Genomic DNA, 20667 nt, shown 5'->3' with positions numbered 1-20667 from the left:
CGGAAGCTTAAAGGATGTTTTATCAAGTCGCGGTAGTTTGAGCCATCATCGGGCGCGGAAGGGAATCCCGGGGACCATGACCAACGCAGCCGATCCCGCCGTCGTGGTCGTCACGGCCCGGCCCGATCCCGGCGGGCTGACACGGTTGTTCGCGTCGAGCGTCCCGACCCTCGTGGTGGCCGAGCCCGGCGCTGCCCTCGCTGCTGTCGGAACGAAACCCGTCGACCTGGTGCTGATCGAGGCCTGGTCCGGCCTCGACGCCTTGGGTCTGATCCGCACCCTCCGCCTCAAGCCGCACCTCGCCCACGCCTCGATCCTGCTCATCGCCGAGGGCGACCCGGCCGAGACCCGCCGCCGGGGGCTGGAGGCCGGCGCCACCGACGTGGTGCTGCCGCCCCTCGATGCCTCGGACCTGGCGCTCCGCGGCCGCAACCTGATCGCGCTCGCCCGCGCCCAGGGGGCGGTCGAGAGCCAGGCCCTCGCCCTCTCCCGCGAGGTCGAGCGGGCGGCGGCCGAGAGCCAGGAGCGCGAGCGCGAGATCATCCGCCGCCTGATGCTCGCCGCCGAGTTCCGTGACGACCAGGCCGGCGACCACCTGACCCGGGTGGCCGGCTGCGTGCTCGCCATCGCCGACGGGCTCGGTCTCTCGGAGGAGGAGGGCAACGACATCGCCCTCGCCTCCACCATGCACGACATCGGCAAGATCGGCGTCGCCGACAGCATCCTGCGCAAGCCCGGGCCCCTCACCGAGCCCGAGCGGTTCGAGATGATGCAGCACGCGCTGCGCGGATACCGCATGCTGCACGACAGCCCGTCCCGCCTCCTGCGACTCGCAGCCGAGATCGCGCTGACCCATCACGAGCGCTGGGACGGCGCCGGCTATCCGCAGGGCCTCAAGGGCACCGAGATCCCGCTGCCGGGCCGCATCACCGCCGTCGCCGACGTGTTCGACGCCCTGATCTCCGCCCGGGTCTACAAGCCCGGCTGGCCGCTGGAGCGGGCGCGGCGCTTCCTGGAGGAGCAATCGGGGGCGCATTTCGACCCGGATTGCGTCGCGGCCTTCCTGTCGCGGTGGGAGGATGTGGTGGCGCTGGTGGAGGAACGGCCGGCGGATCGGGCGGCGTGAGGGCAGGGGGCTCACCACCCCATCGTGCCGGGCTCGCCCTTGAAGGGGCCAACGACTTTTTTGGTGATCCAGCCGCCGTAGAATCCGCCCGGCTGCGGGGTGACGCGCTCGTCGCCGACGAAGCACGCCTCCATCGCCCCGGCATAGAACGCGACGTGACCGGCGAGTGCCGCAAAGGCCGCATTCGGGTTCGGGTAGGCCCAGGCGGCCCGTTCCGCCCGCTGACGCGGCCCGACGACGTCGAAATAGAGGGCTCGTCCCTTCCACTCGCACAAGGAACCGCCCCCGGCCGGGACGAGCGCGCCCGGCACGATGTCGCCAGGCGGCAGGTAATAGCTCGGCGGGTGGGAGGTCTCCAGCACGCGCCAGCCCCGCACCGTGTCGACGATGGTGACGCCATCGAGGACGACGCGCAGGCGCTCCGGTACCGGTTCCAGCCGAGGCGGGCGGGGATAGTCCCACACGCTCTCCTGGCCGGGACCCACCGGACTGGGATTGGGATGGCCGCGCCGCATCTTGCGCTCTCCTCGCATGTTGCGTTGTCATGACAACACACTGACGCGCGAAGTGGCGCGCGGTCGCGAGACCGCAAGGTATGCCCGGAACGGGCGATTAGCGAGGTCAGTCCAGCCCCGTGGCAACCGTCAGGAAAACGGACGCCGTGAGTTATAGTGCTAAGGGGATGGTCGGTTTAATTTTTCTGGCGTCTCGGCGACGGCACGCTCGACCCACTCGATTAGTCGAAGTGATGATGAAGTTGCTCCTACCCCGCCTTCCTTCTTTATGATTTGATCGGTTTCAGCTTCGGATCGAGCGCTTGTAAAAACGAGGAACGGCATTCGCAATTCAGTACGTCTGATTGCTCGCAACAACGCAAGGCCCGCCCTAGGGTTATCGCGATTGTCTTCTTGTCGAACCATATCTGATATTATGGCAATAAATTACTTGTCTTTATCCAGCACCTCCAACGCGGATCTTGTAGATTGCACTTGAACGACTTCGATACCTATTGAATTGAGTTGGGATATTTCCATGGCAATATTTGTGGGCTTATCATCAACCCAGAGGACCCGCCGCGGCCGGTATCCCAAGGACTCGTCGGGGCACAGCTCTCTTGGTGGCAGTAGCGATCCGGCTGCAGCTTCTATTGAACGAAGCTGAATAACTTGCTGCTGGAGATCCGCTATCTGTTTTTGGATTTGCTCTGTTGCGTCTTGTACGCTCAATTCCATTCCGGCAATTTTCACTGAAAAGGAACGTGACGACGCTATAGATTTCAAAACCGGAAATGCCTTCCACGCAAGCATGGCCACAATCAACGGCCAAATCAATGCGGCTATTGATTTGATAATTTCTGCAGCACTTGCCATCCGGGTTGCTCACGTCCTGCATTTCTGCCGCTTGCATAGGCCGCTTAGATGCCTAACTCATGGAATGATCTGAGGCGGCGTGGCCAGGGCAGGTCACTCGTGCAATGTAATGGCACAGGTGTCAGGAGACAGCGAGGTTCGCGTCCATATTGTCGCGGTGTCGTGACCAGTCGTAATTGATGCGGCCCGCGCGACGCAGCCGACCGGCAGATCACGGCCGACTCGCCACCTGCAAATATGTCATCTGCATCGGGGAGGGGCTTGGGAGCCGATCCAGTTACGCCAGGCGAGCCGCACTCCACGTACTGACCGATCCGTAGAAGTCCGTCGATCACGACAAGCACGTTTGGCTGTGATCAGCAGCGGTGCTGGATACTGCGCTGCTTTGCGCAAGTCGCATCAGATAGTTCTGCAACAGCCAGACGTTGCTCAATCCAGCAGTTCCGCGCCCTATACGCGTGATCCGTCAGTCGTGTTCGGCAATGCATTCCCAGGGCTTGACGCGCAAGGCTGGGGCTCCGTCTGGGCCCCAGCCCGTCATATACCTCTCACGCGTCCGTCACCCCCGCCGCATCCTGCGCCTTCAGCACCTCCGGTCGCGGCATCGAGATGATGTTGTAGCCCGAATCGACGTAATGGACCTCGCCGGTGACGCTGCCCGACAGCGGCGAGAGCAGGTAGAGCCCCGAGCCGCCGATATCCTCCAGCGTCGCGGTGCGCCGCAGGGGCGCGTGGGCGGCCTGGTGGTTGAACATCAGGCGGGCGTCGGCGATGCCGGCGCCGGCGAGGGTGCGGACCGGGCCGGCCGAGAGGGCGTTGACCCGGATGCCCTGCGGGCCGAGATCGGCCGCGAGGTAGCGCACGGACGCTTCCAGCGCCGCCTTGGCCAGCCCCATCACGTTGTAGTTCGGCATCACCCGCGTCGAGCCGCCATAGGTGAGCGTGAGGAGCGAGCCGCCGGGGCGCATGCGCTTCGCCGCCCGCTGGGCGATCTCCGTGAAGGAGAAGCACGAGATCACCATCGTGCGGGAGAAGTTCTCCCGGCTGGTGACGTCGACGTAGCGACCCTTGAGCTGCGCCTTGTCGGAGAAGCCGATGGCGTGGACGACGAAATCGAAGCCTTCGGGCCAGGCCTCGTCGAGGGCGGCGAAGGTCGCATCGACGCTGGCCAGATCCTCGACGTCGCAGGGGAAGACCAGGGAGGAGCCAAGGGTCTGGGCAAGCGGCCCGACCCGGCGGCCGAGGGCCTCGCCCTGATAGGTGAAGGCCAGTTCGGCGCCCTGGCCTGCCAGGGCCCGGGCGATGCCCCAGGCGATGGAGTGGTCGTTCGCGACGCCCATCACGAGCCCGCGCTTGCCTGCCATCAAACCCGTCACGCCCGATCCTCCGCTGTTGTCGGTGACCGGGCGTTTACGCGGCGGGCCGGCTCCTGTCCACGCCGGGAGGCGCGTCAGGCGTCGACGTGCTTGAGCACCAAAGTGGCGTTGGTGCCGCCGAAGCCGAAGGAGTTGCTCAGCACGTGGCCGAGCTGCGCATCGTCCTTACGGTCGCGAAGGATCGGCATGTCGGCGAAGGCGGGATCCAGCTCGTCGATATGGGCGCTCTCGCAGATGAAGCCATTGTTCATCATCAGGAGCGAGTAGATCGCCTCCTGCACGCCGGTGGCGCCGAGCGAGTGGCCGGTCAGCGACTTCGTCGCGGCGATCGGCGGGCAGGAATCGCCGGTGCCGAACACTTCGCGGATCGCCTCGATCTCCTTGTCGTCGCCGACGGGGGTCGAGGTGGCGTGGGGGTTGATGTAGTCGATCCGGGCGCCCTTCAGACCCTCGATCGCCTGGCGCATGCAGCGCACCGCGCCCTCGCCCGACGGCGCCACCATGTCGTGGCCGTCCGAGGTGGCGCCGTAGCCGGCGACCTCGCCGTAGATGCGCGCGCCGCGGGCGCGGGCATGCTCCAGCTCCTCGAGCACCAGCACGCCGGCCCCGCCCGCGATGACGAAGCCGTCCCGCGCCTTGTCGTAGGCGCGCGAGGCCCGCGCCGGCGTCTCGTTGTACTTCGAGGACATCGCCCCCATCGCGTCGAACAGGACCGAGAGCGTCCAGTCCAACTCCTCGCAGCCGCCGGCGAAGATGATGTCCTGGCGCCCAGCCTGGATGATCTCGGCGGCGTTGCCGATGCAGTGGTTCGAGGTCGCGCAGGCGGACGAGATCGAGTAGTTCACGCCCCGGATCTTGAACCAGGTCGCGAGCGTCGCGGACGCCGTCGAGGACATGGCCTTGGGCACCGCGAAGGGCCCGACGCGCTTCGGCCCCTTGGCGCGGGCGATGTCAGCGGCCTCGACCAGGGCGCGGGTCGAGGGACCGCCGGAACCCATGATGATGCCGGTGCGCTCGTGCGAGACCTCGGACTGCTCCAGGCCGGCATCGCGGATCGCCTGCTCCATCGCAACGTGGTTCCAGGCGGTGCCGCCGCCGTGGAAGCGCATCGCGCGGCGGTCGACCACCTCCTCGGCGTCGAGGGTGGGCGCGCCCTGGACCTGGCTGCGGAAGCCGTGGGCCGCGAAATCCTCGGCGCGGGAGATGCCCGAGCGCGCCTCGCGTAAGGACGCCAGCACCTCCTGGGTGGAATTGCCGATGGACGAGACGATGCCCATCCCGGTGATTGCCACGCGCCTCATGATCGTCGGAACCCTCTGGAGCGGCGCCACACGCGCCCGCGGGCGGTCTCGCCACGCGGGTGTCACCTAGGCGCCCGATGCCGTAATCTCAACCGCCCATCGGGGGAAAGGGTCCCGGTGGGCCTGTGTCGGCCCGCTTTTCGGCGGGCCCGATCGCCCGCGCGGTGACGGGCAGTGACGGCTCAGCCGCCGGCAGCCGGGGTCGCGGCCTGGAACAGGCCGACGCGCAGGTCCTGCACCTCGTAGACGCGCTCGCCGTCGGCCTCGAGCCAGCCATCGGCGATGCCGAGCACCAGGCGACCCTGGCGCACCCGCTTGATGTCGACGCCGTAGACGACCTTCTTCATGGTCGGCAGCACTTGGCCGGAGAGCTTCACCTCGCCGACACCGAGCGCCCGGCCGCGGCCCGGCGCGCCGAGCCAGCCGAGATGGAAGCCCACCATCTGCCACAGGGCATCGAGGCCGAGGCAGCCCGGCATCACGGGGTCGCCCTGGAAGTGGCAGGGGAAGAACCAGAGATCGGGCCGTACGTCGAGCTCGGCCACGACGTGGCCCTTGCCATGGGCGCCGCCGTCACGGCCGATCGAGGTGATGCGGTCGAACATCAGCATCGGCGGCAGCGGCAGCTGGGCGTTGCCGGCGCCGAACATCTCGCCGCGGCCGCAGGCCAGCAGGTCCTCGTAGGAGAAGTGCGAGGGCCGGCTCGGGGCGTCGGGGGCGGAGGTCTGGTCGGCGGACATGTGCGGGGCGAAATCCTCGTGCGGGAACCGCTGACCCTTCGGCACAGGCCGGGGGCGCGGCGGGTGGCGCCTCGTTAACACAGCGCCCGGGACTGTTCAAAGCCGGTCCAGGGCCCTAGTCTGTAACGCTTCTGATCTGCATCGCAACGGCCGTGGTCGGGTTGCGGCAGGGGGGCGGGCGGCCTATAACGAGCGCTATCATTGTCGCCGTCTAACGAGTCGATAGTTCCGCTGATGAACGACCTGTCGCCCCTGCGCGCCGTCCTCGGCGCCCGCGTCCCGGCCCTCGAGACCGGCGCCGCCGGCCAGCGGCGCGGCTGCCCGCTCTCGGAGCTTCGCGACCGCCTGCGCCGCGCCGGCCTGCGCCCGACGCGGCAGCGCCTCTCCCTCGGCTGGCTGCTGTTCGGCAAGGGCGACCGGCACCTCACCGCGGAGATGTTGTACGACGAGGCGATGCGGGCCAAGGTCCCGGTTTCGCTCGCCACGGTCTACAACACCCTGCACCAGTTCACCGAGGCCGGCCTGCTGCGCCAGCTCGCGCTCGACGGCTCCAAGGCCTATTTCGACACCAACCCGAGCGAGCATCACCACTTCTTCCTGGAGGAGGAGGGCCAGGTGCTCGACATGCCCGATTGCGGCATCACCGTCGATTCGCTGCCCCAGGCCCCCGAAGGCATGGAGATCGCCGGCGTCGAGGTGATCGTCCGCCTGCGCCGCCGGGGCGGCCGCGCCTGATCCCATCCGTCGTCGCGACGTCTGCGAGGGCTGCGTCTCCGGAAGGGGACGCGGCCCTTTCGTCATGAAAAGCCGATGCCGGTCCCCCAGCGCATCCCCATCTTGAGCGGGACGCGCAAGCGGCAACGGGGACCTGACCGCCCCGGATCCCTGCAACGCCCGGACCTGGGTCCGGACTCGGACCTGACGCTGCGGGCGGACCCAGTTGTCAGATCCGGCCGACCACGCGCTCGACGACACCCGGAGGAACCCATGACCGCCACCCAAGGTGATCTGCACGACGACCCGCTCGTCATCGCCGGCACGACCCTGTCCTCGCGCCTCTTCATCGGCACCGCCGGCTACCCGACGCAGGCGATCATGAGCGAGGCGGTGCGGGAGAGCGGCGCCGAGGTGGTGACGGTCTCGATCCGCCGCATCTCGCTCCACGGCCACGGCTCGGATACGGTGGCGCGCCTGAAGGGCGCCCGCTTCCTGCCCAACACCGCCGGCTGCGAGACCGCCCGCGACGCCGTGATGACGGCGGAGCTGGCCCGCGAGGCGTTGGGCACCACCTGGATCAAGGTCGAGGTGATCGGCGATCGCGAGACGCTCTATCCCGACGTCGCGGAGACGATCGAGGCGACCCGCCAGCTGGTCGATGCCGGCTTCACCGTGCTGCCCTATTGCAACGACGATCCGGTCGTTTGCAGCCGTCTCGCCGATCTCGGCGCCGCAGCCGTGATGCCGATGGGCTCGCTGATCGGCTCCGGCATGGGGGTCGCCAACCCGGCCAACCTCGAGCTGATCTGCCGGCGTTCGCCGGTGCCGGTGATCGTCGATGCCGGCATCGGCACCGCCTCCGACGCGGTGATCGCGATGGAGCTCGGCGCCGCCGCCGTCCTTCTCAACACCGCCGTCGCCAAGGCCGACGATCCCGTGCGGATGGCCCGTGCCATGCGCCACGCCGTCGAGGCCGGCCGCCTCGCGTCGCGCGCCGGCCGCATCCCGCGCCGCGCCCGCGCCGAGCCGTCGAGCCCGCAGCTCGGTCTCGTCGGCTCGTGAGCCTGCCCGCCCGCCTGCTGATCGTCACCGACCGGCACGGCTGCCCGGAGCCCTTGCCCGACCGCGTCGCCGCTTGCCTCGCGGCCGGCGCCCGCTGGATCTGGCTGCGCGACCGTGACCTGCCGCGTCCGGAGCGGGCGGCACTTGCCGAGACCCTGGCCGGACAGGTGTCACGGGTGGGCGGGGCGCTCACCATCGGGCGCGACGTGGAACTGGCGGCGCGCGTGGGGGCGACGGGCGTCCAGCTCGGCGAGGTGGCCGCCGTGGCGCCGGCCCGGGCGCGGCTGGGGCGGGGGGCGTTGCTCGGCGTCTCGGCGCATTCGCTGGCTGAGGTGCGGGCGGCGCGGGAGGCGGGGGCGGATTACGTGACCTTGAGCCCGATTTTTCTAACCGCCAGCAAGCCGGGCTATGGGCCGGCTCTGGGCTTGGGGGTGTTGCGGACGGCGACGGGGGTGATGCCGGTGGTGGCCCTCGGGGGAGTCGATGCCGGCACGATGGCGGATTGCCGCGAGGCGGGGGCCGCGGCTGTGGCGGTGATGGGGGCGGTGATGCGGGCGCCGGATGTCGGGAAGCAGATGACAATTCTTATGTAGGATTTTCATTGTTGTAAAATATTGGCCTGGTACTTCGTGCCGCACACACATTTCGATCTTATATTTCAAAATATAATATTATATATTAAATAAATTAAATTGCAGAGCATCAGTGAGCGCCGGTCTTTGGTGCGGACGGCGGGACTCGAACCCGCACGACCAGAGGTCGCAAGATTTTAAGTCTCGTGCGTCTACCGATTCCGCCACGTCCGCGAGGGCGCTGCCCTGCCGGTCCGGGTTAGCCGGCGGCGGGGCGCAGATCAAGGCCTCGCGACCGTCTCGCGAGGAAAGGTCAGGCCGGCCCAAGCGGGCGCCAGCCGTAGAGCCAGGCGTAGCGTTCGGTCATCTGGACCGGGCCGAGGCGGCCCATCACCGCGTCGCGGGCGGCGGCGATCAAGGGGCCGGCGTGGTAGACGCGGCCGTTGCGGCGGGCATGAGCCTGGATGGTCGCCACCCTCTCGGCCCGGGCCTTGGCGTAGCGGGCGAGCGCCGCCGGAACCGGCTGGCCGGGGACGAGGCAGGCGGCGAGCACGGCGGCGTCCTCGATCGCCAGGGCCGCGCCCTGCGCCAGGAACGGCAGCACCGGATGGGCGGCGTCGCCGAGCAGCGCGATCCGGCCGCGGGCCATCGGGCGCGCCGCCGGCCGGTCGACCAGGGACCAGACCAGCCAGGATTCGGGCCGGGCGAGCAGACCTGCCAGGGGAGGGGCGGCGTCGGCGAAGGCGGCGCGCAGGCGGGCGGACTCGCCGCGGGCGCCCCAATCCTCGCTGCCGCTCTTGTCCGGCACCACGGCGACGAGGTTGAGCCGGCGCCCGCCATTGATCGGGTAATGCACCACGTGCCGACCGGGGCCGAGCCACAGGCCGGTTTCGTCGGCCAGGAACTCGGCCGGCACCGCCTCGCGGGGCAGGGTGGCGCGCCAGGCGGCCTCGCCGCGGGGGCGCAAGGGGCGGCGGTCGAGACCGGCCCGCAAGGCGGAGCGCACGCCGTCGGCCGCCACCACGAGATCGGCCTCCAGGGTCTCGCTGCGGCCGCCGTCGCTATTAAGCGTCAGGGTGGCACGGGACGCGCTCTCCTGCACGCCGGTGACGGAGCGCCCGACCAGCAGGCGGATGCCGGGCCGGCCGCGGGCGGCGTCGAGCAGGATGGTCTGGAGATCGGCCCGGTGCACCACCCAGTAGGGCGCGCCGAAGCGCTCGCGCATCGCCTCGCCGAGGGCGATCTCGCCGATCCCGCGGGCGGTGGTCAGCGCGCGGATGCGCACCCGGGCCGGCTCGCCGGCGACGCGCCGCAGGGGGAGCCCTAGGCCGAGATCGGTCAGGATCCGGCTGGCGTTGGGCGAGAGCTGGAGCCCGGCGCCGACCTCGCTGAAGGCGGTGCGCCGCTCGACGAGCGTCACGTCGTGCCCGCGGGCGCTCAAGCACAAGGCCGCCGTGAGGCCGCCGATGCCGGCCCCGACGATCGCGATGCGCAGGCCCGGCCGGTCCGGGATCGGGCGGGTGCCCGGCAAGTGGCCGGGCAAGTGGCCGGGCAAGTGGCCGGGCAAGTGACCCAGGGGCAAGGCTTACTCGGCGGCGAGGCGGGCGCGGTCGTCCCAGACGCTCGAGGCCGGCTCCGCCGTGCCGGCCTTCAGGCCTGAGTTGTAGCGGTACAGGGTCGAGCAGTATTGGCAGATGATCTCGTGGTCGGCGCCCATGTCGAGGAAGACATGGGGGTGGTCGAACGGCGGCAGCGCGCCGATGCACATGAACTCCTTCGACCCGACCTGGATGACCGGAACGCCGTCCTGGTTGTGGAAGTGCGGGACCGCCTTGTCTGCCATCGCGTCAGGGTTCCTGGCTTGCGGGGCATCGTGCCCCCGAAACATCGGGTTCTCCTAGCCGCTCGGGGGCGCCGCGCCTAGGGGTTCGGGCCAGGGGCGCTCATCCGCCGCCGTTTGGTCACGGTCTTGGGACATCGGGGCGCCTCGAACGACGTCACCGACACGAGAGGATCGCCCGTGACCCGCTTCCTGCCGAGGCTCGCCCGGATCGCCGTGTGCTTGGCCGTGTGCTTGGCCGCCCTCACCGCCGCGACCGTGCTGGGCGCCTCCGCGGCCCAGGCCCAGAGCCGCACAGTGGTCGGCGCCGGCGCCGGCGCCGTGGCGGGCGCCCTCGTCGCCGGGCCGATCGGCGCGGTGGTGGGCGGGGTCGTCGGCGCGGCCTGGGGCGAATCGGGGCGGCGCCCGCGTCGCGCCGCCCGCCGGGTGCGCCGCCACCAGGCCATGCGGCAGGCCGCTCCGCGGCCGGTCACGCGCGTGGCTCAGCGCGCCCCGGTCGCCGCGCCGGCCCGGCCGCGCGCCTGGGTCGATCCGCGCTGAGCGCGCCCCCACCTCCTCGGCTTCGTCCTTGGCTTCGGGGCCGGAAGCGCCTACATCGAGAGGTATACAGATTCAGCGCCAGCAGCATGTTCCGGGCCCCCGATGAGTCGTGACGAGCAGAGTGCGGTCAAGGACGGCCGCCGGCAGGAGCCGCCGATCCACGGCCCCGAGGCCTTCGAGGCGATGCGCAAGGCCGGCCGGCTGACCGCCGAGGCCCTCGACCTGCTGATGGAGGCGGTGGCGCCCGGCGTCACCACCGAGGCGCTCGACCGCCTCGCCTACACCTTCGCGATGGATCACGGCGCCTATCCGGCCTCGCTGCATTACCGCGGCTACCCAAAATCGATCTGTACCTCGATCAACCACGTGGTCTGCCACGGCATCCCGAACGACAAGCCGCTCCGCGAGGGCGACATCGTCAACCTCGACATCTGCCTGATCGTCGACGGCTGGCACGGCGATTCGAGCCGCATGGCCTATGTCGGCGAGGTGCCCCGCAAGGCGGCGCGCCTGTGCGAGATCACCCACGAGGCGATGATGCGCGGCATCGCGGCGATCAAGCCCGGCGGCACCACCAACGACATCGGCGCGGCGATCCAGGCCTTCGCCGAAGCCGAGCGCTGCTCGGTGGTGCGCGATTTCTGCGGCCACGGCCTCGGCCGCACCTACCACGACGCGCCGACCATCCTGCACTACGTCGAGCCGAGCTACAGCGTGACCTTGAGGCCCGGGCAGTTCTTCACCGTCGAGCCGATGATCAATCTCGGCCGCCCAGCCGTGAAGGTGCTGGCCGACGGCTGGACCGCGGTCACCCGCGATCGCTCGCTCTCGGCCCAGTTCGAGCATACGGTGGCGGTGACCGAGACCGGCGTCGAGATCTTCACCCTCTCTCCCAAGGGGCTGGACAAGCCGCGCGACACCGCCGCCGCCTGACGGCCCTGCCATGGCCCGCCCGCCCCGTACCACTCGCGGTTTCGCGGAGTCCGGCGGGCCTGCGCCCGGGATCAAGGGACCCGAGGGCAAGGCGCAAGAGAGCAGGGCGGACGAGCCGCATTATCACGGCCATCGCGACCGCCTGCGCGCGCGCTTCGCGCAAGGGGACACGCTGCCGGATTACGAGTTCCTGGAGCTGGTGCTGTTCCGCGCCATCCCGCGCCGGGATGTGAAGCCGATCGCGAAGGCGCTGATCGCCCGCTTCGGCAGCTTCGCCGAGGTGATCAGCGCCCCGGCCGAGCGGCTGCTGGAGATCGACGGCATCGGGCCGTCGGTGGTCACCGACCTCAAGATCATGGAGGCGGCCGGGCGGCGGCTGGCCCGCGGCGCGGTGGCGGAGCGCACGCTGCTGTCGTCCTGGGCCGCGGTGATCGATTATTGCCGGGCCGCGATGGCCTTCGCGCCGCGCGAAGAGTTCCGCCTGCTCTTCCTCGACAAGCGCAACCGCCTGATCGCCGACGAGGTGCAGGGGCGCGGCACCGTCGATCACACCCCGGTCTATCCCCGCGAGGTGGTGCGCCGGGCGCTCGAACTCTCCGCCACCGCCCTGATCCTGGTCCACAACCACCCGTCGGGCGACCCGACCCCGTCCCAGGCCGACATCAAGATGACCCGCGACATCGTCGCGGTGGCCGGCCCGCTCGGCATCGTGGTGCACGACCACATCATCGTCGGACGCGACGGCCATGCGAGCTTTCGTGGACTGAAGCTGATCTGAGGCGGCGGCCTCGGCGCCGTCACCGCTCCGTCAGCTTCATCTCGATCCGCCGGTTGCGCGAGTAGGCTTCCTCGGTCGTCCCGGCATCGAGGGGCTGGAACTCGCCGAAGGCGCCGGCCAGCAGGCGCTGGGGCGGGATGCCCTTGCCGACGAGGTACTGCACCACCGCGATGGCACGCGCCGCCGAGAGGGCCCAGTTCGACGGGAACTGCGAGGATGAGATCGGCCGCGCGTCGGTGTGGCCGTCGACCCGCAGGACCCAGGGGATGTCGGCCGGGATCTGGCGGTTGAGCTCCAGGATCGCCGAGGCGATCCGGTCGATTTCCGGGCCGGCCTCGGGCTTCAGCACCGCCTGGCCGGCGGAGAACAGCACCTCGGATTGCAGCACGAAGCGGTCGCCGACGATGCGGATGTCGGGCCGGTTGCCCAGGATCTGGCGCAGGCGGCCGAAGAAGTCCGAGCGGTAGCGCGCCAGTTCCTGCACCCGTTGGGCGAGCGCCACGTTGAGGCGGCTGCCGAGATCGGCGATGCGGGCCTGGCTCTCGCGGTCGCGGGTCTCGGAGGCGGCGAGCGCGTCTTCCAGGGCCGCGAGCTGCTGGCGCATCGCCGAGATCTGCTGGCTCAGGAGATCGACCTGGCTCAGCGCCCGGGCGGTGGCGCCTTTCTCGGCGTCGAGCTGGCGGCCGAGCTCGGCGGCCTTGCCCTGCGCGCCCTGGTCGGTGGCCAGCAGCGCCTGCAGCCGCCTGCGCTCGGCCTCGGAGCCCGAGAGATTCGCCCGCAGGGAGGCGGCACTCTCCTCCAGCGCTCGCTTGCCGGAGCGCTCGAGCGACAAGAGGTCCGTGAGCTCGGAGATCTGACGGTTCAACCGCTCCAGCACCGTGTCGCGGCCCGACAATTCCTGCGACAGGAAGAACTGGCCGGTGACGAAGATGGTGAGCAGGAAGACGACCGACAGCAGCAGCGTCGTCAGCGCGTCGACGTAGCCGGGCCAGACGTTGAAGGTGCGGTCGCGCCGGGCGAGGCGGCCGGCCATTACTCGCCAGTCTCCGCGCTCACTCCACCTTCTCCCGGGCGAGGCGGTCGAGCACCTGCTTCAGCTCGCGCTCGCGGCTCGCCTGCGCCTCGACCCAGTCGCGGATCATCTGCTGCTCGGCGCGCATGTGCTGGACGAGGCCCTGGATGCCCTCGGCGAGGTTCGCCATCGCCTGGGCGCTCGCCCGGCCGTGGCTGGTGCTGTCGCCGACGAGCGTCCCGAGCCGCGTCATCGCGTCGGCGATGTCCTTCAGCACCGCGTCGCCCCTCGGGGAGGGTTCGGGCGGGCGCGGGGCGGCGGCGGACGTCGCGCCGAGCGCCGCGGCGGCCGGCACCGTGACGGGGACCGGCACCGGCGCGGGCGCCGGCCCGGCGGCGGTGACGAGCCAGTCCTCCAGCTCGTTGTAGAAGCGGGTATGGGCCTGGCCCGCCTGGAGGTCGAGGAAGCCGATCACCAGCGAGCCGGCGAGACCGAACAGCGAGGCCGAGAAGGCGAGGCCGATGCCCGACAGCGGCACCGCGAGGCCGCTCTTCAATTCGTCGAACATCACCGCCGCGTCGCCGCCGCCGGCCCGCATCGAGCGGATCACGCCGCCCACCGCCGAGAGCGTGTCGATCAGGCCCCAGAAGGTGCCGAGCAGGCCGAGCAGGATCAGCAGGCCGCCGATGTAGCGCAGGATCTCGCGCCCCTCGTCGAGGCGCGAGGCCACGGTGTCGAGAAGCGGCTGGAATTGGTTTTGAGGGTGCGGCCGGCCCGCCTTCGCCTCCCGGAGTGCCGGCGCCAAGGCCGCGAGCACGCGGGGGCTGCCCGGGTCGGCGGCGCCGGTGGCGGTGCGGTTGGCGAAGCGCACCTCGCGGAAGAGGCGCTGCACCTGCCCGAAGGCCATGATGACGGCGATCAGCGTCGCGCCGAGGATCAGCCCGTTGAGCCCCGGATTGGCCATGAAGGCGGGGACGATCTGGCGATAGAGCACGAAGGCCAGGAAGCCGGCCAGCGTCAGGAACACCGCCATGCGGATGAGGTAGATCCGCGGCGACGTCAGGGGAGGGGACGCAGCGCTCGCCGCCATCGCGGGCCGTACTCACTGTCGCGGGCGAGGGCTCGTCCGCAGGATGACCGGTCGCCCCCGCAGGACGACGCCCACGGGAACCGCCGGCACTGTGCCGGCTGCCGTCGGGTCGATCAAGCCGGAGCAGTACGGGGGCCTAAGGGATTCAGTCCCAGTGTTGCGGCCAGGTCTCCTCGAGATGGGGCCCGAGGCGCACCGGGCTCACCCGTCGGGCGAGGCCGGTCGCGTCGTCGGTCTCGACCGCGAGGCCGCACAGGGTCCCCTCGCCGGTCGCCGCCTCGAGCCGGCTGCCCGGCGTCTTCTGCAGGAAGCGGCGCACCGGCTCGTCCTTCTGCATGCCGAGCACCGAATCGTAGTCGCCGCACATGCCGACATCGGACATGTAGGCGGTGCCGCCGGGCAGGATGCGGTGGTCGGCGGTCGGCACGTGGGTGTGGGTGCCGACGACGAGGCTCGCCCGTCCGTCGAGGAACCAGCCGAAGGCTTCCTTCTCGCTCGTCGCCTCGGCGTGCACATCAACGATCACGGCGTCGGCGGCGTCGCGCAGCGGACAGGCCGAGACTTCGCGCTCCGCCGCCGCGAAGGGATCGTCGAGGGGATCGAGGAAGATCCGCCCCATCACGTTGACGACGAGGACCCGGGCGCCGCTCTGCGTCTCGACCACGGTGGCGCCGCGGCCCGGCGTACCGGGCGGGTAGTTGGCCGGGCGCACCAGCCGCGGCTGGCGGGCGATGAACACCAGGGCCTCGCGCTGGTCGAAGGAGTGGTTGCCGAGGGTCACCGCATCGGCGCCGGCATTGATCAGCTCGTCGCAGATGCTCTCGGTGATGCCGAAGCCGCCGGCGGCGTTCTCGCCGTTGATCACCACGCAATCGAGGCGCCAGCGCTCGCGCAAGGACGGCAGGCGCTCGCTCACCGCCAGGCGGCCCGGCCGGCCGACGACGTCGCCGAGAAAGAGAAGGCGCATGGCGGGGATCAGTCTCCGGTGGGGTCGATGAGGCCCGCCTCGGTGACGATCCCGTCGAGGGGCCGGTCGTGCGGGCTGTCCGGCACGCGGGGGGTCTCCTGCGCGGAAAACGCGATGCCGATGGCGAGGACAGGCCCCTGCGCGTCGAGACGGGCGAGGGCCCGGTCGTAATAGCCCTTGCCGTAGCCGATGCGGTGGCCGCGCCGGTCGAAGGCGGCGAGCGGCACCAGCAGCACGCGGGGATCCACCACCGGCGCGTCGGGGCCGGGCTCGCTGAGGCCGAAGCCCCCGGCGGCCAGAGTGTCGCCGTCGGAGGCGAGGCGGAAGACCAGCCCGTCGGGCGTGACCTGCGGCAGCGCCACCGCCTGGCCGCGGGCGCGCAAGCCGGCGATCAGCGGGCGCACGTCGACCTCGCTGCGGATCGGCCAGTACGCCGAGACCAGCTCGGCCTGCGCGATCCCGGGGTGGGAGAGGACGATCTCGGCGATGCGGCGGGAGGCCTCCTCGCGGGCCTCGGCCGCCAGCCCGTCCCGCCGTGCCAGGGCCGCCCTGCGTAAGGAGGCCTTGTCCGGGGAGGCGAGGGAAACGTCCGTAATCATAGAAGTCCAGCGCGGAGCCACGAGAGCCGTTGGAGAATCGATCCCGGGAAACCTACGAAGTAGGTGGGCGCCGTAATGCCCCGGTCCACGGACCAGGGCAGTGACAGCTCCCGAGGGAGTCGATAAGGCCCCGGGGATATGTGTCTCCTGACGAGAACCGCAGCCCCGCCGACCTCATGTAGCGCCGCGGAGGCGGTTGCGAAAGGGGGCGGGCGGGGGATTCGAGCCGGCCGGCGGAAGGCCGGCAGGGTCCGTCTCGCATCGGTCTTTCTCATCAGCGCATCAAGGCACCATGAGCCCCAAAGCCGTCCTCGCCCCCGTCTTCGTCCAGGTCCTGCTGACCTTCTGCCTGCTGCTCTGGACCGGGCGGGCGCGCTTCGCCGCGGCGCGGGCTGGCGCCGTGACGCTCAAGGACATCTCCCTCGGCGAGCGCAACTGGCCCGCCCCGGTGCAGCAGGTCTCGAACGCCTTCGCCAACCAGTTCGAGCTGCCGGTCCTGTTCTACATTCTGACCGGGCTCGCGCTGGCGACCCGACAGGCCGACGACCTGTTCGTCGGCCTCGCCTGGCTGTTCGTGCTGACCCGGATCGTCCATGCGGGGATCTACGCCACCGGCAACGTGGTGATCCGGCGCTTTCAGGCCTTCCTCGCCGGGGCCATCATCCTGATGGCGATGTGGCTGATCTTCGCGATGCGGATCCTCCTCGCCTGAGGCGGCTTCTCGCCATCACGGCGCGGGGAGGGTAAGGGGGCCTCGTCAGTAGCGCGGCGCCCGTGGCGGCGGGTTGCCGTATTCGAGCTGCGTCTTGGCGTCGTAGGGCCGGGGCGGCGGCGGGGTGAGGTCGACGGCCGGGGCAGCCGGGGCGGTGGCGCAGGCGCCGGCCGCCAGCGCGATCAGGCCGGCGAGACTCACGGCGAGGGCGGACGGGATGGAACGACGGATCATGCGAGCGGAACTCCGGCTCTGCGGGTGGAACGGCCAAGGTGTCGAGGCGGTCGGAGCCGAAAGCTTGGCCGTGATGGGCCGGTCCCGCGGCACGAACTTGGCGTTTTCGCGATGACCCCCGGCGCCCGCCTCTCCGCCGCCATCGAGGTCCTGGCCGACATCGCCGAGCGCCGCCGCCCGGTGGCCGACGCCCTGAAGGATTGGGGCCTCGCCCATCGCTTCGCCGGTTCGGGCGACCGCGCCACCATCGCCACCCTGGTCTACGACGCCCTGCGTCGGCGCGCCTCCGCCGCCTGGATCATGGACGAGGACACGCCGCGCGCCGTGCTGATCGGCTCCCTTCGCCTCCAGCGCGGCCTCGCCGCCCAGACCATTGCGGGGCTCTTCACCGGCGAGCGCTTCGCGCCCGCGCCCCTCGGTGAGGCCGAGCGGGCCAGGCTCGAGACCGGGACGCTCAGCGATGCCCCGGTCCACGTCGCCGGCGACGTGCCCGAATGGGTGGTGCCCTCCCTCGAAAAGGCGCTGGGCGACGACCTCCTGCCCGAGCTGCGGGCGCTCGCGCGCCGCGCGCCCCTCGACATCCGGGTCAACACCCTGAAGGCGACCCGCGAGGGCACGGGCGAGGCGCTCGCCCATCTCTCGCCCGAGCCGACACCGCTGGCGCCGGACGGGTTGCGGGTGCCGCTCGGCGAGGACGGGCGCGGGCCGGCGCTCCACGTCGAGCCGGAATTCCTGGAGGGCTGGTTCGAGATCCAGGACGAGGGATCGCAGCTCGCCGCGCGCCTCTCCGGGGTGCAGGCCGGCATGACCGTGATCGACCTCTGCGCCGGCGGCGGCGGCAAGACCCTGGCGCTCGCCGCCCTGATGAACAACCAGGGCCGGCTCATCGCCACCGACGGCGACCCGCGGCGCCTCGCGCCGATCCACGAGCGCCTGCGCCGGGCGGGCGCGGTGGCCGAGGTGCGCACGCCCCGCGGCGGGAAAGGCCGGCCCGATGTGCTGACCGATCTCGACGGTGCCGCCGACCTCGTCCTGGTCGACGCGCCCTGCACCGGCTCGGGCACCTGGCGTCGCAACCCGGACGCCAAGTGGCGCCTGCGCCCCGGCAGCCTCGCCACCCGGGTGGCGGAGCAGGAAGCGGTGCTCGATCGCGCCGCGCGGCTGGTGCGGCCGGGCGGGCGCGTCGTCTACGTCACCTGCTCGCTCCTGCCGGAGGAGAACGACGCGGCCGTCGCGGGGCTCGCCGGCCGGCGAGACGACCTGAAACTCCGGCCTCTCGACCTGCCGGACGAGGTCGCCGCCAGGGTGCGCCGCACCGCCCACGGCGTGCAGATGAGCCCGGAGCGGACCGGCACCGACGGCTTCTACGTCGCGCTCCTGGAGCGCGGGCCGGCCCATCCCTGACCTGACGCGCGGCGCATCGTCCTGTCCGCCCGGTACTTTTCTGCCGTGCATTGGCGGCAGCTTGGCTTATGCAATGCAGGCAAGGGTCAGTCCCGCGGCCGGCGTGCCTCGAGCCGCCGAGCCTTGGGGCATGGTCGAGGTCTTCGAGAGTATCGGACGGTCGGCATGGCGCTGCATCGCAGGACGTTGCTCACGGGAACGGCCGCCCTCGCCCTCGCGCCGGCTGCTCTCGCGCAGGAGAGACCGGTGGGCCAGGACAAACTCCAGGACGATAAGCGCCGGGACGACAAGCCCGAGGAAGGAAGGCCCCAGCAGGAGACCCCTCGGGCGAAGCCCTCGGGGCATGACGGGCCGCCGCAGACCGCTCCCGGCGCCACCCTCGAGGTGCTGCGGCTCTGGCCCGGCAAGCCGCCGGGGGGCGGGGGGCCCGGCCCGGACGGGCCGCGCTTCGACGAGAGCCGCGAGGGCGTGGTCACCGGCGTGGCCGAGCCCTGCCTGCTGGTGATGCGCCCGGCGCGCCCGACCGGGAGCGCGATGGTGATCGCCGCCGGCGGCGGCTACCGCCGCATCGATCTCGGCCACGAGGCGGTGCCGGTGGGGCGCTGGCTCAACACCCTCGGCGTCACCGCCTTCGCGCTGGTCTACCGGCTGCCCGGCGAGGGCTGGGCGGCGGGGGCCGACGCACCGATCCAGGATGCCTTGCGAGCAACGCGTCTGGTGCGGGCCCGGGCCCGGCGCTACGGCTACGAGACGAACCGGGTCGGGGTGATGGGGTTCTCCGCCGGCGGACACCTGATGGGCGCGGCCAGCACCCGCTTCGCCTCGCCGCTCTACCGGCCCGTCGACGAGGACGACGCGGTCTCGGCCCGGCCCGACGTCGCGGCCCTGATCTACCCGGTCATCACCCTGAAACCCCCGTTCGATCGCACCTCGAGCCGCCGCGTCCTCGTCGGCGAGAGCCCGACCCGCGTCGCCACCGACGCCTATTCGGTCGAGACCCACGTTCCCCCGGAATCACCCCCGACTTTCCTGGCGCAGGCCGCCGACGACCCGATCGCCGTCGTCGACAATTCCCTGCTGATGTACGCGGCGCTGCGGGCCGCCGAGGTGCCGGTGGAGATGCACCTGTTCGAGCGCGGCGGCCACGGCTTCAACCTCGGCGTTCCGGGTTCGCCGGCCTCGGCCTGGCCGGGTCTGTTCGCGACCTGGGCACGGAGGCGCGGGTTCATTCGGGCGTGAGAGACCGGATTTTCGAATGCTGGTTTCCACGGCATGACTCGGACGCCATACTCATTCTTCCAATCTCGATTGACACGGCCTCCGGCCCCACCGCATCATCACGTCCGTGACCGAGCTGCCCCCCGACCCGAACCTGTCCGCTCCCCTCCGCCACCTCCAGGGCGAGCCCCCGCCGGCGCCGTCCTGGTTCCGGGACGCGGTCGCGGCCGCGCCCGAGATCGGACGCATCGCGGTGAAGGGCGCTCGCCTCGAGACCTTCGCCTGGGGCGAGCGCGGCCGGCCGGGGCTGATGCTGCTGCACGGCAACGGGGCGCATGCCGGCTGGTGGCGCTTCATCGCGCCGTATCTCGCCGCGGATTACCGGGTCGCCGCCCTGTCCTGGTCCGGCATGGGCGGCTCGGACTGGCGCGAGGCTTACGACCTCGACACCTTCGCCGACGAGATCGGGGCAGTGGCGGGAGAGGCGGGGCTGTTCGAAGCGGGTGCGCCCGTGATGGTCGGGCATTCCTTCGGCTGCTTCCCGATGCTGACCGAAGCCGGCCGGGAATCGGGTCGCTGGCGCGGCGCCGTGATCGTCGATCCACCGATCTTCTCGCCGGAGCGCCGCACCGGGCGCCGGCGAGAGGACGGGCGCGTCGCGCCGCACCGTGTCTACCCGACCCTGGAGGAGGCGCTGGCGCGGTTCCGGTTCGCGCCGATGCAACCCTGCGACACGCTCTACATCGCCGACCTCATCGCCCGCGAATCGCTGAGGGAAGTCGAGGGCGGCTGGAGCTGGCGCTTCGACCCCTCGCTCTGGGCCCGCCTCGCGCTGCCGGACCGGGCCGCGATGGTGAGGGGAGCCCGCTGCCCCCTGGCCCTCGTGACCGGCGCCCGCTCGGACCTGATGCGGCCGGCCGACGCGGCCTACGTCCAGAGCCTGCTGCCGCCGGGCTCACCCCGGATCGACCTGCCGGAGGCCTATCACCACGTGATGGTCGACCAACCGCTCGCCTTCGTGGCGGCCTTGCGGGCGCTGCTGGCGGTCTGGCCCCATTGAGAAAGGGCGGCCCCGC

Annotated in this window: 23 protein-coding genes, 1 tRNA gene and 1 other RNA gene; 11 read left to right on the top strand and 14 right to left on the bottom strand. The window is 70.9% G+C overall.

Annotation, left to right across the window (positions count from 1 at the left end; all coding sequences use genetic code 11):
- Positions 1 to 76 precede the first annotated feature (76 nt).
- Complete coding sequence (locus MFF64_RS00910) at positions 77 to 1126, top strand: HD-GYP domain-containing protein (RefSeq protein ID WP_099907113.1); 1050 nt, start codon at positions 77 to 79, stop codon at positions 1124 to 1126.
- Positions 1127 to 1137: 11 nt separating this feature from the next.
- On the opposite strand, the gene MFF64_RS00905 is transcribed toward MFF64_RS00910, so the two are convergent.
- From MFF64_RS00905 to fabA, 5 genes are all read right to left on the bottom strand, one after another.
- Positions 1138 to 1641: a DUF427 domain-containing protein gene (locus MFF64_RS00905; RefSeq protein WP_099907110.1), complete on the bottom strand. Its 504-nt coding sequence runs from the start codon at positions 1639 to 1641 to the stop codon at positions 1138 to 1140.
- Between the two features lie 426 nt (positions 1642 to 2067).
- The gene (locus tag MFF64_RS00900; RefSeq protein WP_238189165.1) at positions 2068 to 2496 is read right to left on the bottom strand and encodes a hypothetical protein; all 429 of its coding nucleotides are present in this window, start codon (positions 2494 to 2496) and stop codon (positions 2068 to 2070) included.
- A 548-nt stretch (positions 2497 to 3044) separates the two neighbouring features.
- Positions 3045 to 3872, bottom strand: coding sequence for an enoyl-ACP reductase FabI (fabI, locus tag MFF64_RS00895; protein WP_099901641.1), 828 nt, complete (start codon positions 3870 to 3872; stop codon positions 3045 to 3047).
- Between the two features lie 74 nt (positions 3873 to 3946).
- Positions 3947 to 5173 carry a beta-ketoacyl-ACP synthase I gene (gene fabB / locus MFF64_RS00890; protein ID WP_238189163.1) on the bottom strand — a complete coding sequence of 409 codons (1227 nt, stop codon included), beginning with the start codon at positions 5171 to 5173 and terminating at the stop codon, positions 3947 to 3949.
- A gap of 182 nt (positions 5174 to 5355) precedes the next feature.
- Complete coding sequence (fabA, locus tag MFF64_RS00885) at positions 5356 to 5913, bottom strand: 3-hydroxyacyl-[acyl-carrier-protein] dehydratase FabA (protein ID WP_099905132.1); 558 nt, start codon at positions 5911 to 5913, stop codon at positions 5356 to 5358.
- A gap of 234 nt (positions 5914 to 6147) precedes the next feature.
- Here fabA and irrA point away from each other — a divergent pair, with 234 nt between their 5' ends.
- From irrA to MFF64_RS00870, 3 genes are all read left to right on the top strand, one after another.
- Entirely contained in the window at positions 6148 to 6648 is a 501-nt protein-coding gene (irrA, locus tag MFF64_RS00880; RefSeq protein WP_099905126.1) for an iron response transcriptional regulator IrrA, read from the top strand.
- A 252-nt stretch (positions 6649 to 6900) separates the two neighbouring features.
- Entirely contained in the window at positions 6901 to 7692 is a 792-nt protein-coding gene (locus MFF64_RS00875; RefSeq protein WP_099905127.1) for a thiazole synthase, read from the top strand.
- Positions 7689 to 8285 (top strand): thiamine phosphate synthase, encoded by a 597-nt coding sequence (locus tag MFF64_RS00870; protein WP_099905129.1) that lies wholly within the window; start codon positions 7689 to 7691, stop codon positions 8283 to 8285. Before MFF64_RS00875 ends, MFF64_RS00870 begins: the two co-directional genes overlap by 4 nt.
- Before the next feature lie 127 nt (positions 8286 to 8412).
- Here the strand turns inward: MFF64_RS00870 and MFF64_RS00865 are convergent.
- The 3 genes from MFF64_RS00865 to MFF64_RS00855 all read right to left on the bottom strand — a co-directional run bounded on the left by MFF64_RS00865 (position 8413) and on the right by MFF64_RS00855 (position 10107).
- Positions 8413 to 8498, bottom strand: a tRNA-Leu gene (locus MFF64_RS00865).
- Between the two features lie 79 nt (positions 8499 to 8577).
- Positions 8578 to 9759: an FAD-dependent oxidoreductase gene (locus tag MFF64_RS00860; RefSeq protein WP_099905134.1), complete on the bottom strand. Its 1182-nt coding sequence runs from the start codon at positions 9757 to 9759 to the stop codon at positions 8578 to 8580.
- 90 nt (positions 9760 to 9849) lie between these two features.
- Complete coding sequence (locus tag MFF64_RS00855; protein WP_238189160.1) at positions 9850 to 10107, bottom strand: zinc-finger domain-containing protein; 258 nt, start codon at positions 10105 to 10107, stop codon at positions 9850 to 9852.
- A 177-nt stretch (positions 10108 to 10284) separates the two neighbouring features.
- Between MFF64_RS00855 and MFF64_RS00850 the strand changes: the two genes are divergently transcribed.
- The 3 genes from MFF64_RS00850 to radC all read left to right on the top strand — a co-directional run bounded on the left by MFF64_RS00850 (position 10285) and on the right by radC (position 12355).
- Positions 10285 to 10644, top strand: a complete 360-nt coding sequence (locus MFF64_RS00850; protein ID WP_238189159.1) for a DUF456 family protein — start codon at positions 10285 to 10287, stop codon at positions 10642 to 10644.
- Between the two features lie 102 nt (positions 10645 to 10746).
- Positions 10747 to 11577 (top strand): type I methionyl aminopeptidase, encoded by an 831-nt coding sequence (gene map, locus MFF64_RS00845; RefSeq protein ID WP_238189156.1) that lies wholly within the window; start codon positions 10747 to 10749, stop codon positions 11575 to 11577.
- Between the two features lie 10 nt (positions 11578 to 11587).
- A complete protein-coding gene (gene radC / locus MFF64_RS00840; RefSeq protein WP_238189154.1) occupies positions 11588 to 12355 on the top strand; it encodes a RadC family protein in 768 nt (255 codons plus the stop codon).
- Between the two features lie 19 nt (positions 12356 to 12374).
- Here radC and MFF64_RS00835 read toward each other — a convergent pair whose 3' ends face one another.
- From MFF64_RS00835 to ssrS, 5 genes are all read right to left on the bottom strand, one after another.
- Positions 12375 to 13388: a peptidoglycan -binding protein gene (locus MFF64_RS00835; protein WP_099903579.1), complete on the bottom strand. Its 1014-nt coding sequence runs from the start codon at positions 13386 to 13388 to the stop codon at positions 12375 to 12377.
- Positions 13389 to 13407: 19 nt separating this feature from the next.
- Positions 13408 to 14457, bottom strand: a complete 1050-nt coding sequence (locus MFF64_RS00830; RefSeq protein WP_099903581.1) for a MotA/TolQ/ExbB proton channel family protein — start codon at positions 14455 to 14457, stop codon at positions 13408 to 13410.
- Positions 14458 to 14602: 145 nt separating this feature from the next.
- Positions 14603 to 15424, bottom strand: a complete 822-nt coding sequence (locus tag MFF64_RS00825) for a TIGR00282 family metallophosphoesterase (RefSeq protein ID WP_099903583.1) — start codon at positions 15422 to 15424, stop codon at positions 14603 to 14605.
- 8 nt (positions 15425 to 15432) lie between these two features.
- Positions 15433 to 16023 carry a 5-formyltetrahydrofolate cyclo-ligase gene (locus MFF64_RS00820; protein ID WP_238189152.1) on the bottom strand — a complete coding sequence of 197 codons (591 nt, stop codon included), beginning with the start codon at positions 16021 to 16023 and terminating at the stop codon, positions 15433 to 15435.
- 10 nt (positions 16024 to 16033) lie between these two features.
- Positions 16034 to 16192, bottom strand: a non-coding RNA gene (gene ssrS / locus MFF64_RS00815) — 6S RNA.
- Between the two features lie 123 nt (positions 16193 to 16315).
- Here ssrS and MFF64_RS00810 point away from each other — a divergent pair.
- On the top strand, positions 16316 to 16735 hold the full coding sequence (locus MFF64_RS00810; RefSeq protein ID WP_099901476.1) for an MAPEG family protein: 420 nt from the start codon (positions 16316 to 16318) through the stop codon (positions 16733 to 16735).
- Between the two features lie 45 nt (positions 16736 to 16780).
- On the opposite strand, the gene MFF64_RS00805 is transcribed toward MFF64_RS00810, so the two are convergent.
- Positions 16781 to 16969 (bottom strand): hypothetical protein, encoded by a 189-nt coding sequence (locus MFF64_RS00805; protein WP_093568853.1) that lies wholly within the window; start codon positions 16967 to 16969, stop codon positions 16781 to 16783.
- A gap of 111 nt (positions 16970 to 17080) precedes the next feature.
- Here MFF64_RS00805 and MFF64_RS00800 point away from each other — a divergent pair, with 111 nt between their 5' ends.
- The 3 genes from MFF64_RS00800 to MFF64_RS00790 all read left to right on the top strand — a co-directional run bounded on the left by MFF64_RS00800 (position 17081) and on the right by MFF64_RS00790 (position 20651).
- Positions 17081 to 18373: an RsmB/NOP family class I SAM-dependent RNA methyltransferase gene (locus MFF64_RS00800; protein WP_238189150.1), complete on the top strand. Its 1293-nt coding sequence runs from the start codon at positions 17081 to 17083 to the stop codon at positions 18371 to 18373.
- 165 nt (positions 18374 to 18538) lie between these two features.
- Positions 18539 to 19612 (top strand): alpha/beta hydrolase, encoded by a 1074-nt coding sequence (locus tag MFF64_RS00795; RefSeq protein ID WP_099901828.1) that lies wholly within the window; start codon positions 18539 to 18541, stop codon positions 19610 to 19612.
- A gap of 106 nt (positions 19613 to 19718) precedes the next feature.
- A complete protein-coding gene (locus MFF64_RS00790) occupies positions 19719 to 20651 on the top strand; it encodes an alpha/beta fold hydrolase (RefSeq protein WP_238189148.1) in 933 nt (310 codons plus the stop codon).
- Positions 20652 to 20667 lie beyond the last annotated feature (16 nt).

Origin of the sequence: Methylobacterium frigidaeris, assembly GCF_022179185.1 — a bacterium.
GTDB classification, from domain to species: Bacteria; Pseudomonadota; Alphaproteobacteria; order Rhizobiales; family Beijerinckiaceae; genus Methylobacterium; species Methylobacterium frigidaeris.
The sequence above is the reverse complement of the archived record's forward strand: the minus strand, read 5'-3'. Positions and strand labels throughout refer to the sequence as shown.

Bases quoted from the DNA above. Each gene is read 5' to 3' on its own strand.
- MFF64_RS00910 (WP_099907113.1), top strand. From the start codon at position 77: ATGACCAACGCAGCCGATCCCGCCGTCGTGGTCGTCACGGCCCGGCCC.
- MFF64_RS00905 (WP_099907110.1), bottom strand. From the start codon at position 1,641: ATGCGGCGCGGCCATCCCAATCCCAGTCCGGTGGGTCCCGGCCAGGAG.
- MFF64_RS00900 (WP_238189165.1), bottom strand. From the start codon at position 2,496: ATGGCAAGTGCTGCAGAAATTATCAAATCAATAGCCGCATTGATTTGG.
- fabB (WP_238189163.1), bottom strand. From the start codon at position 5,173: ATGAGGCGCGTGGCAATCACCGGGATGGGCATCGTCTCGTCCATCGGC.
- fabA (WP_099905132.1), bottom strand. From the start codon at position 5,913: ATGTCCGCCGACCAGACCTCCGCCCCCGACGCCCCGAGCCGGCCCTCG.
- irrA (WP_099905126.1), top strand. From the start codon at position 6,148: ATGAACGACCTGTCGCCCCTGCGCGCCGTCCTCGGCGCCCGCGTCCCG.
- MFF64_RS00875 (WP_099905127.1), top strand. From the start codon at position 6,901: ATGACCGCCACCCAAGGTGATCTGCACGACGACCCGCTCGTCATCGCC.
- MFF64_RS00855 (WP_238189160.1), bottom strand. From the start codon at position 10,107: ATGGCAGACAAGGCGGTCCCGCACTTCCACAACCAGGACGGCGTTCCG.
- map (WP_238189156.1), top strand. From the start codon at position 10,747: ATGAGTCGTGACGAGCAGAGTGCGGTCAAGGACGGCCGCCGGCAGGAG.
- radC (WP_238189154.1), top strand. From the start codon at position 11,588: ATGGCCCGCCCGCCCCGTACCACTCGCGGTTTCGCGGAGTCCGGCGGG.
- MFF64_RS00835 (WP_099903579.1), bottom strand. From the start codon at position 13,388: ATGGCCGGCCGCCTCGCCCGGCGCGACCGCACCTTCAACGTCTGGCCC.
- MFF64_RS00830 (WP_099903581.1), bottom strand. From the start codon at position 14,457: ATGGCGGCGAGCGCTGCGTCCCCTCCCCTGACGTCGCCGCGGATCTAC.
- MFF64_RS00825 (WP_099903583.1), bottom strand. From the start codon at position 15,424: ATGCGCCTTCTCTTTCTCGGCGACGTCGTCGGCCGGCCGGGCCGCCTG.
- MFF64_RS00820 (WP_238189152.1), bottom strand. From the start codon at position 16,023: ATGATTACGGACGTTTCCCTCGCCTCCCCGGACAAGGCCTCCTTACGC.
- MFF64_RS00810 (WP_099901476.1), top strand. From the start codon at position 16,316: ATGAGCCCCAAAGCCGTCCTCGCCCCCGTCTTCGTCCAGGTCCTGCTG.
- MFF64_RS00805 (WP_093568853.1), bottom strand. From the start codon at position 16,969: ATGATCCGTCGTTCCATCCCGTCCGCCCTCGCCGTGAGTCTCGCCGGC.
- MFF64_RS00800 (WP_238189150.1), top strand. From the start codon at position 17,081: ATGACCCCCGGCGCCCGCCTCTCCGCCGCCATCGAGGTCCTGGCCGAC.
- MFF64_RS00795 (WP_099901828.1), top strand. From the start codon at position 18,539: ATGGCGCTGCATCGCAGGACGTTGCTCACGGGAACGGCCGCCCTCGCC.